This window comes from Latilactobacillus parafuchuensis, from assembly GCF_055271665.1.
The window spans coordinates 862,172-876,586 of sequence record NZ_CM143875.1 but is presented as its reverse complement, the minus strand read 5'-3'; the positions used below and the strand labels follow the sequence as shown (position 1 = coordinate 876,586).

At 41.7% G+C, this 14,415-nt stretch carries 11 protein-coding genes; 8 read left to right on the top strand and 3 right to left on the bottom strand.

All coding sequences use genetic code 11. The features are described from left to right. Window positions 1-129 precede the first annotated feature (129 nt). Together dnaN and dnaA are read right to left on the bottom strand one after the other, a co-directional pair. Complete coding sequence (dnaN, locus tag ACVPPQ_RS04500; RefSeq protein ID WP_025082796.1) at window positions 130-1,269, bottom strand: DNA polymerase III subunit beta; 1,140 nt, start codon at window positions 1,267-1,269, stop codon at window positions 130-132. Between the two features lie 177 nt (window positions 1,270-1,446). Next, entirely contained in the window at window positions 1,447-2,793 is a 1,347-nt protein-coding gene (gene dnaA / locus ACVPPQ_RS04495) for a chromosomal replication initiator protein DnaA (RefSeq protein ID WP_463496006.1), read from the bottom strand. A gap of 569 nt (window positions 2,794-3,362) precedes the next feature. Here dnaA and rpmH point away from each other — a divergent pair. The 3 genes from rpmH (at window position 3,363) to yidC (ending at window position 4,787) form a co-directional block, all read left to right on the top strand. Continuing rightward, window positions 3,363-3,503: a 50S ribosomal protein L34 gene (gene rpmH, locus ACVPPQ_RS04490; protein ID WP_004265830.1), complete on the top strand. Its 141-nt coding sequence runs from the start codon at window positions 3,363-3,365 to the stop codon at window positions 3,501-3,503. 72 nt (window positions 3,504-3,575) lie between these two features. After that, on the top strand, window positions 3,576-3,938 hold the full coding sequence (gene rnpA, locus ACVPPQ_RS04485; RefSeq protein ID WP_463496003.1) for a ribonuclease P protein component: 363 nt from the start codon (window positions 3,576-3,578) through the stop codon (window positions 3,936-3,938). Between the two features lie 15 nt (window positions 3,939-3,953). Next, window positions 3,954-4,787 (top strand): membrane protein insertase YidC, encoded by an 834-nt coding sequence (yidC, locus tag ACVPPQ_RS04480; protein ID WP_463496001.1) that lies wholly within the window; start codon window positions 3,954-3,956, stop codon window positions 4,785-4,787. 301 nt (window positions 4,788-5,088) lie between these two features. Here yidC and ACVPPQ_RS04475 read toward each other — a convergent pair whose 3' ends face one another. After that, window positions 5,089-5,736 carry a Dph6-related ATP pyrophosphatase gene (locus ACVPPQ_RS04475; RefSeq protein WP_463495999.1) on the bottom strand — a complete coding sequence of 216 codons (648 nt, stop codon included), beginning with the start codon at window positions 5,734-5,736 and terminating at the stop codon, window positions 5,089-5,091. Window positions 5,737-5,861: 125 nt separating this feature from the next. Here ACVPPQ_RS04475 and ACVPPQ_RS04470 point away from each other — a divergent pair, with 125 nt between their 5' ends. The 5 genes from ACVPPQ_RS04470 (at window position 5,862) to ACVPPQ_RS04450 (ending at window position 14,025) form a co-directional block, all read left to right on the top strand. Continuing rightward, window positions 5,862-7,676: a M3 family oligoendopeptidase gene (locus ACVPPQ_RS04470; protein WP_463495998.1), complete on the top strand. Its 1,815-nt coding sequence runs from the start codon at window positions 5,862-5,864 to the stop codon at window positions 7,674-7,676. Window positions 7,677-7,720: 44 nt separating this feature from the next. After that, window positions 7,721-8,440: an RNA-binding cell elongation regulator Jag/EloR gene (jag, locus tag ACVPPQ_RS04465; RefSeq protein ID WP_463495996.1), complete on the top strand. Its 720-nt coding sequence runs from the start codon at window positions 7,721-7,723 to the stop codon at window positions 8,438-8,440. 156 nt (window positions 8,441-8,596) lie between these two features. Further along, window positions 8,597-9,985 (top strand): tRNA uridine-5-carboxymethylaminomethyl(34) synthesis GTPase MnmE, encoded by a 1,389-nt coding sequence (gene mnmE / locus ACVPPQ_RS04460; RefSeq protein ID WP_463495995.1) that lies wholly within the window; start codon window positions 8,597-8,599, stop codon window positions 9,983-9,985. A gap of 28 nt (window positions 9,986-10,013) precedes the next feature. Continuing rightward, a complete protein-coding gene (gene mnmG / locus ACVPPQ_RS04455) occupies window positions 10,014-11,906 on the top strand; it encodes a tRNA uridine-5-carboxymethylaminomethyl(34) synthesis enzyme MnmG (RefSeq protein WP_463495993.1) in 1,893 nt (630 codons plus the stop codon). A 493-nt stretch (window positions 11,907-12,399) separates the two neighbouring features. Beyond that, a complete protein-coding gene (locus ACVPPQ_RS04450) occupies window positions 12,400-14,025 on the top strand; it encodes an ABC-F family ATP-binding cassette domain-containing protein (RefSeq protein ID WP_025082804.1) in 1,626 nt (541 codons plus the stop codon). Window positions 14,026-14,415 lie beyond the last annotated feature (390 nt).

The window sequence follows — 14,415 nt, the reverse complement described above, 5'->3', positions numbered from 1 at the left end:
CGACTTTAACGTGCTTTTGAGTTGCAACAACTTCCGCTTAACCTAAAATTCCCAGTTATCTTAAAAAACAAGATAACTGGGAATTTTCTGTTAATGCTCAGCTGCTAACCGCAACTCAACGCACTTAATTTAGAACGTCCGTACAGGGGTGATCAATTGAATATAGTGTTCTTGATCTTCACTAGGCACTAAGGTAAATGGGCGTAGTGCTGAAGTGAAGTTGATATTAATCGTGGTTTGGCCAAATGAGCGAAGTGCATCTTTCATATAATCAGGATTAAATGAAATTTCCAAATCTTCACCCGTTAAGTTTTCGAATTGGAGTGCTTCTTCCACATTCCCGACATCTGGCGAATTACCGTAAATAACGGCCGTTTGATCGGCATTATTTAACGTTAAGCGCACGACGTTGTTCCGACTTTCATGTGATAACAATGAAGCCCGTTCAATGGCGGCTAATAAAACAGGGGCGTTAAATTCGATTTGGGTACTTGAACTGGTTGGAATTAAACGGGCTGTATCAGGATAATTACCTTCCAATAAACGTGAATAGAACGCCAAATTACCCGCTTTAAAGAGCACTTGGTTTTCAGCAATCCGTAATTCAACGTTATCGACATCGTCTGCAAGTGTTCTGGAAAGTTCAATTAAACTTTTCCCTGGAATAATCACGTCGTAATCCGTATCTTCTGGTAGATCAACCGTCAATTTACGTTGGGCTAATCGATGACTATCGGTTGCAACGGCCAACATTTCACCGTTGTCCAACACTAAATGTACGCCGGTTAGGATTGGTCGACTTTCTTGGTTTGAAACGGCAATTACGGTTTGATGAATTAATTGTTTTAAGACATCCGTACTGATGCTAAATGGATTTTGTCCCGCAATTTCAGGTAAATGCGGATAATTATTAGCGTCTAAACCATTAATTGTAAATTCTGACTTACCTGAACGAATCGTGGTTTGGAAATTATCACCGACAGCAACCATCATTTGGTCTTCTGGTAATTTTTTAACGATTTCACTAAAGAAACGTGCTGGTAAAACAATTGAGCCCGTTTCTTCAATCACTAATTGATTTTTTTCATCATTAGTCGCTAAAGTCGCTTCAATAGAAATATCAGCATCACTACCGGTTAGTGTTAAGCCTTCTTGAGAAAGCATTAATTTAAGCCCGGTCAAAATTGGAATAGTGGTTTTAGCTGAAATGGCACGTTGAACATCATTAAGCGTTTTGATGAATAAAGCACGATTAATTGAAAATTTCATAAGTCTAATCCTCCGGAGATTTAAGTATATATATATATTAAAGATTTTTAAGTAATAGTAGTAGGGCCTGTGGAAGCTGTGGATAAAGTAGAAAACCTAAAGTGCCAATAGTTTTCCACTTGTGGACAAGTTGTGTAATAACCTCAGGATAACCTTACCAGTTGTCCACAGGCCATTTTAACCGTTTAACGTATTTTTTAAATCTAAGATGGCATCTTTTAAATTTTGATCAATGGCCATGCCTTGGCTGATTCGTTCGTGGGCGTGCATGACAGTTGTATGGTCTTTACCGCCAAATTCTTGGCCAATTTTGGGTAGAGAGCTATCAGTCATTTCGCGGGCTAAATACATGGCAATTTGCCGTGGTAGGACGATTTCTTTGACTCGTTTACGGCCTTTTAAATCAGCAATTGTTAAACTGTAATATTTGGCGACCACGGATTGAATCTTCGCGATTGATAATTGGCTGGATTTGCCATTCAGTTTCAATCCTTTGAGGGCGTCAGCTGCTAAACCAGTTGTGATTTCAGCATTTTGCATCGTCGCGTAGGCTTGGACCCGCACGAGTGCCCCTTCGAGTTCTCGGACGTTGGAATCAATTTGACCCGCAATATAGCTGAGCGTATCTTCCGGAATTTCAAGATGTTCAGCGTCCGCTTTATTTCGTAAAATGGCGATTCGAGTTTCCAAATCAGGTGGTGTGATGTCGACCGGTAGGCCCCATTTAAAACGGGAAACTAACCGTTCTTGTAACTTGGGAATTTCATTAGGTAACCGATCAGAGGTCAGGACGATTTGTTTTTTATCATTATATAAATCGTTAAACGTATGGAAGAATTCTTCCTGCGTCCCCTCTTTATCGGCGAAAAATTGGATATCATCAACTAATAAAAGATCGACATTCCGATATTCCTGACGAAATTTTTCCTGATTTTTAGTTTGAATTGAATTAATAAAATCGTTGGCGAATGCTTCACTCGTCACGTATTTTACGTTGGTATCGGGTTTAGATTCCAATAATTGATGCCCAATCGCTTGCATCAAATGGGTTTTTCCTAAACCGACGCCACCATATAAAAAGAGTGGATTATACAAGACACCAGGTTCTTCTGAAACCACGAGTGCTGCGGCGTGCGCCATTTGATTACCCTTGCCGGTGACGAAGGTGTCAAATGTGTATTTACTATTTAAATGGGTTTCACGCAAAAAAGTCGGTGTTTCAGCTTTCGTTAAAGGTCGCGAAGTGAGTGATTGATCGGCAGCTAAGTTGTCAGATTCTCCAGGCAACACAAAAATAGGGGTCAATTCGATTTCAGCGAATTCATACGCCCCTTCAACGACTTTAGTCGCTAAATTATTTTCCCAATATTCTTTGTGTAGAACTGACGGTACCTCAATCACTAATTCATTCGCTCTAAAAGCAAGTGGTTTGGCGGTTTTAATCCAAGCATTAAAACCAACCGGGGTTAAATCTGTTTGGAATTTATCCCGCAAATAGTTCCAAAGTTCCTGAAGATCAGGCATGTAGCGTGTCCCCCTTAAATAAAATAACCACTTTATTGAAAAAAACAGCAATCAATAAAGACTAATCCTATTTTAGCATTATGAAAAAAAGTTTTCCACAAGAAGCGCTAAATCCACAAGCTTTATTTTAAAAGTTTTCCACTAATCCACAAGCTTGGGGATTAAGACAAATGACGATTGTGGAAAAGTAACGAAAAAAATAGTTTTTTAGAGTTATCCACAAAAGCAGTGTGTAAAAGAAGCTATGGTGTTATACTGTTTTTACGAGTTATCAACAGATCAAAAACAGCCTGTGGATTACTTAAGAACAACCTGTGGTTTTCTGGATAACGTCGATCGTTACTTGGGGATAACAAATTTGGATGATCGCCCGGATTGTGCTTATCCACAAAACAAGTCACTAAAAAAATAATAATCGACCGGGATTTATTCAGAACTTTTTTAGAGAAAGTGTTTCAACTTTTGCAGAAATATGCTATTATATTTTAGTGAATGTCGTAGGTGGTATTGATCACCGTTGTTTCTGAATAGGTAACAATAGACACAGTCAATTAGGAGGTGCCAGATTAATGACTACAAAGAGAACTTTCCAACCAAAGAAACGCCATAAAGAACGTGTTCATGGTTTCATGAAACGTATGAATACTAAGAACGGTCGCAAGGTACTTGCAAGACGCCGTGCTAAGGGCAGAAAAGTATTATCTGCATAGGCCACTGATGCTTCAGTGGTTTTTTTATTATCCTCGATTTTAATTTTAAACAAAGAAATGCCGGAGTGAATTATGAGAAAGTCGTACCGTGTTAAAAAGGAACAGGATTTCCAAACCGTTTTTGAAGCTAGCCAATCGGTGGCCAATCGCAATTTTGTGGTTTACCACTTAGACAAACCTGGCCAAAAACATTTTCGTGTGGGCCTTTCCGTGGGTAAAAAAGTCGGAAATGCAGTCATGCGTAATCAGGTAAAACGGTATATTCGGCAAAGTTTGACCGAATTAAAACCGGATTTACCGCAAGCTGTTGATTTTTTAGTCATTGCAAGACGGGGTGCCAATCAGTTAACGATGGCGGAAACCAAACAGAACATTAGCCACGTCTTAAAGCTGGCTAAGTTATTAAAGGAAGAAGCAGATTCTGCTTCTGAATAAGTGAGGGATATTGGCGTGAAGTCTAAAAATCGTAAACGACTATTATTAGTCGCTAGTTTGTTCTTATTTATGTTAATCGCAGCAGGGTGTAGTACCGCACCAGTTAATAGTAGTAGTACTGGTGTCTGGGATCATTATATTATTTATAATTTCTCACGCTTCCTATTGTGGTTAGCGGATTTGTTCGGTGGTAGTTACGGTTGGGCGATTGTCGCATTTACTTTAATTATCCGGATTATTATTTTGCCGTTAACTTGGTGGCAAAGTAAGAGTATGTTGAAACAGCAAGAAGTTGCGCCTGAAATTCAAGCGTTACAGAAGAAATACGCTGCTAAAGATACTGAAACGCAACAAAAATTGCGTGAAGAAACGCAAAAATTGTATGCTAAAGCCGGGGTTAATCCGGTTGTCGGCTGTTTACCATTAGTGGTTCAAATGCCCGTTCTGATTGCGTTATACCAAGCGATTTATCGGACAGCCGCTTTAAAATCAGGGACATTCTTATGGATGGAACTGGGTAAAGCCGATCCGTATTTCATTATGGCAATTTTGGCAGCCGTCTTTACGTTTGGGACTTCTTATTTAACGATGTTGTCACAACCAACGAAGAATGCGGCGTCAACAGCGATGCTTTGGGTCATGCCGGTCATGATTTTTGTCATGGCGATGAACATTGCCTCAGCCGTTTCTATTTACTGGGTAGTAACCAACGCCTTTTCAGTGGGTCAAACACTGGTGATTCAAAATCCATTTAAGATTCGCCGAGATCGTGCTGCTAAGGAACAAGACAAGCGCGATCGTGAAAAAGCGATTGCGAAAGCGCGCAAAAAAGCAACACGAAAACGTTAATTAAATAGCTGAGACAGAACTCGTTTATCAAATGAGTGCCCACAACCACGGTTTGATTCTGAGCATTAGCCTAGTTTCGTGAATAAGTCCGGTTTATGGGCTTGTTTGCGAAACGTCGCTAAGCACAGGAATCAGTGGATGTTGGCACGTTATCAAATGAGTATCAAGTCAGAAAAATAGCCAATCCCAGAACTTAGGGATTGGCTATTTTTAGATTTGAACGGAATTTGATGAGTTATGGCGCGCGTCGGAGCATGTATTGATGAATCAAATGATTTCAATCAATAATGTGTTGCGTAGTTTAATTGATAATCAGTGAATAGGCGTAGGGGCTTTCGAAAATGCCGGCCGTTTGATACGTAATCGGTTGTTTAAACAAGGGACCATCGACGACTAAGGTGTGATATTCACCATTTTCACCACAAACATCTAAATCATGGACCTGTAAATAATCAATGAAGGTTTGATCGAGTGGCTGGCCGAGAAAAGCTGTTGGGATTTTTGACGCTTTGTTAACAGTTTTAATAATCGCGGTATAACCCCGGTCTAGAAAATGGTGGACGTTGGCGGTTCGATCCGCTTGCCACAAAGGTAACAGCGGGATTAATTGCGCGGCATGGGCGACAGTTTCGTCCCACTGCCGATTTTGGAGAATGTCGATATCGCCAAAGCCACAATAGGTGACGCCTTGTTTCTGATACTGGGTTAAAGCCGCCACCATGACCGTTTGATAATCATCAACTTGAGTATTGACGAGTGTCATCGGTAAGTCTAAGCTGGTACCAATTTGGGTCAGGATTGCGGGCGGTACGCCATGGAACCAAGAACGTTGGATATCGGCGTTCAAACTGGTGATTAAACCGGCTGGTTGGTAGCCCGTCTGAATTAAAGTATCTAGGGCAATCAAACTATCTTTACCTGTGCTGAAACTAAAGCAAAATGAAGTCATTTGAGTAACCTCCTTGTGATTAGTTTAAGATTAACAAGAATTTCCTGGGAAATAAAGAGCAATCATCGCACTTTATAGACAGATTGGTTATAATAAACACCATCAGACTAACTGGAGGACTTAAAATGACATACGCAGAACAGTGGGATTTAGAATCAATCTTCACCGGTGGGTTAAAATCAACCGAATTGACGACGCGTTTACAAACGTTGAAGGCCCAAATTGCGACGACCTTCAAACAAATTAATGATTGGCAATATGCAAAAGAGGCAGCTGACTTTAGCCAACTGCAACAAATTACCAATCAATTACAAGCGATTGAAGATGGGCTAAAACAGACCGGGAGCTTTGTCAACATGCACCAATCCGTTGATGAACGCAACCAACAAGTCGCACCGCTAATGGGCCAAATCAATCAACTCCAAAATGCCGCGACGCAAATTGACGTCCAACTGACCAAAAAATTGGTGGCGTTAACGGCGGCTGAGTTTGAAACGTTGGTCGGACAACCACTTTTTGCACCGATTGCGTTTAATTTGCGTGAAAAGCGGACGCAAGGCGCGCAATTATTAGATGAAAAGACTGAACATCTGATTAATCAATTGGCGTTAGATGGGTTACAGGGTTGGAGTGACCATTATGATACGTTGGTGGCTGAAATTCAAATTCCGGATCAGGATCAATTATTGTCAGCGGGCCAAGCCCAAAATAAATTTGAAGCCGATCCAGATCCAAAAGTACGTCAACGCGTGTTTACCAATTGGTCGCAAACTTGGGATCGTTATTCACCGTTATTGACGGACACGCTTAATCATTTAGCCGGTTTTCGGTTGAGCGATTATCAAGCGCATGGGTTAACTGATTTTATGCAGAAGCCGTTGGAATATAATCGGCTCCAATCAGCGACTTTAAAGACGATGTGGCAAGTTGTCAGTCAAAATAAAGCCCCATTGGTCAGTTTTTTAAACCGAAAAGCAGCCCTGATGGGTAAAACGCAATTGGCGTGGCAGGATACTTGGTCACCCGTAATTGTCGGTGATTTTAAACCTGCGACGTATTCGTACGATCAGGCGGCTGAATTCATTATCCAAAACTTCAAGGCGTTTAGTCCTAAGATGGCGGCCGTTGCGCAACAGGCGTTTGAAAAGCGTTGGATTGAAGCGGAAGACCGACCAGGCAAACAACCCGGCGGCTATATGACTGAATTGCCGGAAACGCAAGACTTCCGCATCTTTATGACCTTTGATGGCACACCGAGTGGGGTATCGACGTTAGCCCACGAATTAGGTCATGGTTTCCACACGATGATGCTGAATGGCTTACCAAGTTGGCGCCAGGATTACGCGATGAACGTCGCTGAAACGGCTTCAACGTTAGCTGAATTGATTGTGGTGGACGCAACGGTTCAGGCCGCGGATTCAATCGAAGCTAAAATTAACTTATTGGATCAAAAAATCACGAATGCGATCGATATGTTTATGAATATTCATGCACGCTATTTATTTGAGCATCATTTTTATGCAGAACGGCAAAATGGATTTGTGCCAACTGCGCGGTTGAAAACGTTGATGTTAGACGCTCAAAAAGAAGCGTATGCGGATGCTTTAACGGATTACGATCCGTTGTTCTGGGCGGATAAACAACATTTCTTCTTTGACGATGTGCCGTTCTATAACTTCCCCTATACGTTTGGGTACTTATTCTCATTAGGAATTTATGCGAAGTCGCAAGAAGTTGATCATTTTGAAGACCAATACATTGCCTTGTTGCAAGATACGGCCAATATGACGACGGAAGCATTAGCCCAGAAGCATTTAGGCGTCGATTTAACCCAACCGGCCTTTTGGCAAGCGGCAGCAACTTCAATTCAAAGTGATATTGATCAATTTATGGCGCTAACCGAGGCCTATTTACCCAACCGACGCGCGTTAAAAGACTAGCATGTTATAATAAAGAGAAATACGGAATAATGGGAGGATTGAAAGTGCAAACTTTTCAAGGAGCCAATATTCAAGCAGCGATTGATCAAGGATTGGCCGTTTTAAAGGTCACGCGTGATGAAGTGGCTGTCGAAGTGATTGAAGAAGGCAAAAAGGGGTTTCTGGGATTTGGTAAGAAGCCAGCGGTGGTCGAATTAAAGTTGGTCGCACCGGTTATTAGTGAGGCACCAACCACGACGACGCAAACGGTGGCACCAATTAAACCGACAGCCCACCCGAAACCAGCGAAACGGGTCAAACAAGATGAAGCCGAAGCCGTTCAAGCGGTATCGACTTATTTAAGTCAAATGACCACGCAAATTGGGACGCCGGTCACAATTAAAGTCCAACGACAACATAAAGTGTTAACGTATCATTTGCAGACCGATAAAGAAGGTCTGTTGATTGGCAAACACGGTAAGACGATTAATGCGCTCCAATATTTAGCGCAGACTTACTATAATCATCATGCTAAAGGAAAACAGACGATTATTTTAGAAGTCGGTGATTATCGTAAACGGCGCGCAGCGATTCTAGTGCATTTGGCGGATAAGGCGGCGCGTGAAGTCGTTGCGACCGGTCAATCGGTGAAATTAGACCCCATGCCGGCGTTTGAACGGAAGATTATCCATGGTCATTTAACTGAAAATAGCCATGTGCAAACCCATTCTGAAGGCCATGGCGATCGCCGTTATTTGGTGATTGACAGTAACCGTTCTTTTTAGTGGTTGATAATTGACGTGCGATTGTAATCGTGTATAATGTAATTAATTAAATATCGATAAAGTAGTGAAAGTGCTTTGTCCATTCCGACCTACCAAGGCGCGGAGTGGACGCTAAGCGCTTTTTTTATGCAGCTATTTCAGAAAGGAAGCTTTTGCATGCCAACCAAAGTAACAGAATTTGATACAATTACGGCGATTTCAACACCACCTGGTGAAGGGGCGATTTCAATTGTGCGCCTATCCGGTGATGAGAGTTTGGCGATTATCCAACGGGTTTTTAAAGGAAAAGATTTAACGCAAGTGGCTAGCCATACGATCAATTATGGTCATATTATTAATCCGGAAGATCAAGCCGTCGTTGATGAGGTAATGGTTTCTGTCATGCGGGCGCCCAAGACGTTTACGCGTGAAGATGTGATTGAAATTAATTGTCACGGTGGAATTGTCGCCACTAACCGGATTTTACAACTATTGATGAGTTACGGTGCGCGGATGGCCGAACCTGGTGAATTTACGAAACGGGCCTTCTTAAATGGTCGGATCGATTTAACGCAAGCTGAATCCGTGATGGATTTGATTCGCGCTAAAACGGATCGGGCGATGCAAGTCGCCGTCGATCAATTAGATGGTAGTTTAACGCATTTGATCAAAAATCTGCGTCAAGAAATCTTAGAAGTTTTAGCCCAAGTCGAAGTTAATATCGATTATCCAGAATACGATACCGACGAAATGACGACGAAGCTATTGCTTGAGAAAGCCCAATTGGTTCAAGGCCGAATTGCGGAACTCTTACAAACGGCCCAACAGGGTAAAGTGTTGCGTGAAGGGTTAGCGACCGCGATTGTTGGCCGGCCCAACGTTGGTAAATCAAGTTTGTTGAATCATTTATTGCATGAAGATAAAGCGATTGTGACCGACGTCGCCGGGACGACCCGCGATGTGTTAGAAGAATACGTCAATGTCCGCGGCGTACCATTGAAGTTAGTCGATACGGCGGGGATTCATGATACCGACGATAAAGTTGAAAAAATCGGCGTTGCGCGCAGTCGCGCGGCCATCATTAAAGCTGATTTAATTTTATTAGTGTTGGATCAAAGCGAACCCTTAACGGTTGAAGATCGTGAATTATTAGAAGCGACGGCTGATAAGAAACGAATTATTATTTTAAATAAAACCGATTTAACGAACCAAATTGACCGTGCTGAATTATTGACGCTCGTTTCAGAATCGGAATTGATTCAAACGTCGATTTTAACCAGTGATGGTGTGACTGATTTGGAAAACCAAATCGCTAAACTATTCTTTGGTGGGATTGAAAATAGTCAAAGTACGGTGATGATTACCAATGCACGACAAATTGGTTTGTTAAACCAAGCGCAACAATCATTGACGGAAGTCATCAATGGGATTGCGGCTGGTATGCCAGTTGATTTAGTTCAAATCGATATGACTAACTGCTGGGATCAACTCGGTGAAATTACCGGTGACTCAGCACCTGATGAATTAATTACGGAACTGTTCAGCCAATTCTGTTTAGGAAAATAGTAAAGAGCGAGACAAAGGAGTATTTTGAATGCGCGAATATGATGCAAAACATTATGATGTTGTCGTGGTCGGTGCCGGCCATGCTGGTTCGGAAGCGGCTTTAGCAGCTGCCCGGATGGGTCGCGAAACATTATTATTAACGATTAATTTAGATATGGTCGCCTTTATGCCTTGTAACCCATCATTGGGTGGTCCGGCTAAAGGGATTGTTGTCCGTGAAATCGATGCACTCGGTGGCCAAATGGGTCGCAATATCGATAAAACATACATTCAAATGCGGATGTTAAATACGGGTAAAGGGCCGGCTGTCCGCGCATTACGCGCGCAAGCTGATAAGCACGCTTACCACCGAACGATGAAACGCACGATTGAAACGACGCCGCATTTAACGCTCCGCCAAGGTATTGCTGAAAGTTTAATCGTGGAAGACGGCATCTGCAAAGGTGTGATTACGAATACCGGGGCGCGTTACACGGCTGATAGTGTGATTTTAACGGCCGGAACAGCCTCACGGGGTAAGATTATTATCGGTGAATTAACGTATTCATCGGGTCCTAATAATTCGATTCCTTCTATTAAACTTTCAGAAAGTTTAGAAGATAACGGTTTTGTCTTAACGCGTTTTAAAACCGGGACGCCACCGCGAGTTGATGGCACCACGATTGATTTTTCGAAAACGGAAGAACAACCAGGGGATACCGCACCTAACCACTTTAGTTTTGAAACACCGGATAGTGCCTATCTCAAAGATCAATTGTCTTGTTGGATGACCTACACGAATGCGAATACCCATCAAATCATTCGCGATAATCTAGACCGGGCACCGATGTTTACCGGAGTGATTGAAGGGGTCGGTCCACGTTACTGCCCATCGATTGAAGATAAGATTGTCCGTTTTGCGGATAAACCCCGGCATCAGATTTTCTTGGAACCAGAAGGCCGCGAAACTGAAGAATACTATGTCGGTGATTTTTCAACGTCGATGCCTGAAGAAGTCCAACATAAAATGATTCATTCGATTGAAGGATTAGAAAACGCCCAAATGATGCGCCCAGGCTACGCGATTGAATACGATGTCGTTGAACCTTGGCAATTAAAACCCACTTTGGAAACCAAAGTGGTTGAAAATCTCTATACCGCAGGCCAAATGAACGGGACTTCTGGTTATGAAGAAGCTGCTGGACAAGGTTTGATGGCGGGGATTAACGCCGCGTTGAAACAACTCGGACAAGCACCGTTTGTTTTGGACCGTAGTGAAGCCTACATCGGGGTCTTAATTGATGACCTCGTCACGAAGGGCACTAAAGAACCTTATCGGTTATTAACCTCACGTGCTGAGTACCGGTTGATGTTACGCCACGATAATGCCGATTTACGGTTAACCGCTAAGGGCCATGACTTAGGTTTGATTGATGATGCGCGTTTTGCCGCCTTTGAAATCAAGAAAGCCGCGGTTGAAGCTGAATTAGCACGACTAGCAACTATTCGGTTGAAACCAACCACTGAAATCCAAGCCTTTTTAGCCGCTAAGGGTGAAGCGCCATTGAAAGATGGGGTCTTAGCCAGGGATTTCTTGAAACGGCCGGAAGTGAAATACGCTGATTTACTAGCGTTCATGCCCGAGATTGACGGTATCGATAATCGGGTCGTTGAACAAGTCGAAATTCAAATCAAATATGCAGGGTACATCGATAAGGAACAAGCCAAAATCGCGAAACTAAAACGCATGGAAGCTAAAAAGATTCCCGAGAATATCGATTACGATGCGATCGAAGGCCTCGCAACAGAAGGTCGTCAAAAGCTACAAAAAATCCAACCTGAAACATTAGCGCAAGCGAGCCGAATTGGCGGAGTCAACCCAGCCGACATCGGTATCTTGAGCGTCTATATCCAACAAGGGAAGATTGCGAAAATCAAATAGAGCGTTGACTCGAGCTGTTTAGGCTTTGAGGATTAACCTAGGAAGAACCATTGTGATTGGGTTTTAATCATGATGGTTCTTCCGTAGTTAACCGGAAAAGACTATTCGAGAAGCGCGTTTAGAGTAAGAGTGCGACTCACACGGTAGGTTCTGAGCATTAGCCTAGTTTTGTGAATAAAGTCCGGGGTAAGGACTTTGTTTGCGAAACGTAGCTAAGCGCAGGAATCTGTGTGAAGAAGCGCGTTTAAGTAGAAGTTGGCTTGGAAGCGCGTTTTGGAGCAGAGTGCCGAGCGAGCGGTTAACCGGAAAAGACTCATTCGATGCTCGTCAATCATGAAAGCGTTGATGCACGAACTCAGGTTAAAATTAGGAATCAAGTTGATAACTAGTCCTGAACTATGGTACAGTTAGAAATATTGTCAATCGTCGAAGCCGGTCGTTTCACATGAAACGGTTGGCTTTTTAGAATTAGAAAGAAAAGTGAGGGAATCAAGTGATAACTGTTAGTGAAATGAGCTTAATGCTTTCTGGGCGTAAGTTATATGAAGATGTTAATTTGAAATTTACCCAAGGTAATTGTTACGGCATCATTGGGGCCAACGGAGCAGGAAAGTCAACTTTCTTAAAACTATTAGAAGGTAAACTACAACCGTCCGAGGGTCATATTTCAATCGGCGCTAATGAACGGATGTCGAGTTTGAATCAAGATCATTATGCTTTTGAAGAATCTGAAGTATTGGACACGGTCATTCAAGGCCATCAAAAGTTATATGAAGTGATGCAAGCAAAAGACACTTTGTACGCTAAAGCTGACTTTACTGAAGAAGATGGTTTAAAGGCCGCCGATTTAGAAGCTGAATTTGCCGAAATGAATGGTTGGGATGCTGAATCAGAAGCAGCTCAATTGTTACAAGCCTTAGGTATCGATGAATCTTTACACCACGTTAAGATGAGCGAATTGATGGAAGGCCAAAAAATTAAGGTCTTACTTGGTCAAGCTTTGTTTGGTAAACCAGATATTCTTCTATTAGATGAACCAACCAATGGTTTGGATAGTGCATCAGTTGATTGGTTAGAAGATTTCTTAGCTGATTTCCCGAACATCGTCATTGTTGTTTCCCATGACCGTTATTTCTTGAACCAAGTTTGTACACAAATGTGTGACGTTGACTTTGGTAAGATTAAAATGTTCGTCGGTAACTACGATTTTTGGTTAGAATCAAGTAAATTAGCTTCTAAATTACAATCAAACGTTAATACTAAAAAAGAAGAACAAATTAAAGAATTACAAGATTTTATTGCGCGCTTTAGCGCCAATGCCTCTAAATCAAAACAAGCGACATCACGTAAGAAGCAATTAGAAAAGATTACGTTAGATGATATCCAACCTTCTTCACGTAAATATCCCTTCATTAAGTTCGAATATCTTCGTGAATTAGGGAACGATTTGTTGCGTGTTGAAAATGTATCGAAGTCCATTGATGGGGTTAAAGTGTTAGACAACATCAGTTTTTCAGTTAAGCCAGATGAAAAAGCCGTTTTTGTTTCTAAAAACGATATTGCCACGGCCACTTTAATGCAAATTTTAGCGGGCGATTTAGAACCAGATGCTGGGACTGTCACTTGGGGTGTCACGAGTCAACAATCATACCTACCAAGAGATACGAATTCTGCCTTTAACAACGATCAATTATCAATTTTGGATTGGTTGCGTCAATTTGCTGCTAAAGAAGAAGACGACAACACGTTCTTGCGTGGTTTCTTAGGGAAGATGCTTTTCTCAGGGGATGAAGTCACAAAAGAAATCAACGTGCTATCCGGTGGCGAAAAGGTTCGCTGTATTTTATCGAAGATTATGTTACAAAAATCAAATACACTTCTATTAGATGATCCTACGAATCATTTGGATCTAGAATCAATTACTTCATTGAATGATGCTTTAATTGATTTTAAGGGTGCTTTGATTTTCACATCACATGATCATCAGTTCATTCAAACGATTGCCAACCATATTATCGAAGTTTCGGCTAATGGGGTGGTTGACCGTGCTGAAACAAACTACGATGAATTCTTGGCACATCCAGAATTGAAGAAACAAGTCGCTAAATTATACGAATAGTATTGAAAGGATTAATGCCGTTTTGAGGTATTAATCCTTTTTTATTGGTCTTGATGAAGTCATTAACCGACAAGTAACCGGTTTCTAGCCTGTTTTACTAGGGATTTAGAATTAATTCGAGTTATTTGCAGAAAATCCTTGCATCGATTAAGTCGAGTTGGTATACTAGTAAAGTTGTCGCGAGAGAGCTGTTAAAGTTTAACGGCTTGAAAGATTAATCGAATGTTTCTGAAAAAAACACTTGTTATTAAATCGAAAGCGTGATAAGATATTATATGTTGCTTAAGACGTTATAAGTTTTAACTTCTAAACAACAAAAACAATTTTAAAAAGCGTTTGACAGCCAATTGATTGTGTGATATAATTGAAAAGCGGTAAACGCAAACGTAG

What these genes read in the sequence shown, in the direction of transcription:
- mnmE (WP_463495995.1), top strand. Translation starts at nt 8,597, where the DNA reads ATGCCAACCAAAGTAACAGAATTTGATACAATTACGGCGATTTCAACA.
- ACVPPQ_RS04470 (WP_463495998.1), top strand. Translation starts at nt 5,862, where the DNA reads ATGACATACGCAGAACAGTGGGATTTAGAATCAATCTTCACCGGTGGG.
- rnpA (WP_463496003.1), top strand. Translation starts at nt 3,576, where the DNA reads ATGAGAAAGTCGTACCGTGTTAAAAAGGAACAGGATTTCCAAACCGTT.
- rpmH (WP_004265830.1), top strand. Translation starts at nt 3,363, where the DNA reads ATGACTACAAAGAGAACTTTCCAACCAAAGAAACGCCATAAAGAACGT.
- dnaA (WP_463496006.1), bottom strand. Translation starts at nt 2,793, where the DNA reads ATGCCTGATCTTCAGGAACTTTGGAACTATTTGCGGGATAAATTCCAA.
- mnmG (WP_463495993.1), top strand. Translation starts at nt 10,014, where the DNA reads ATGCGCGAATATGATGCAAAACATTATGATGTTGTCGTGGTCGGTGCC.
- dnaN (WP_025082796.1), bottom strand. Translation starts at nt 1,269, where the DNA reads ATGAAATTTTCAATTAATCGTGCTTTATTCATCAAAACGCTTAATGAT.
- ACVPPQ_RS04475 (WP_463495999.1), bottom strand. Translation starts at nt 5,736, where the DNA reads ATGACTTCATTTTGCTTTAGTTTCAGCACAGGTAAAGATAGTTTGATT.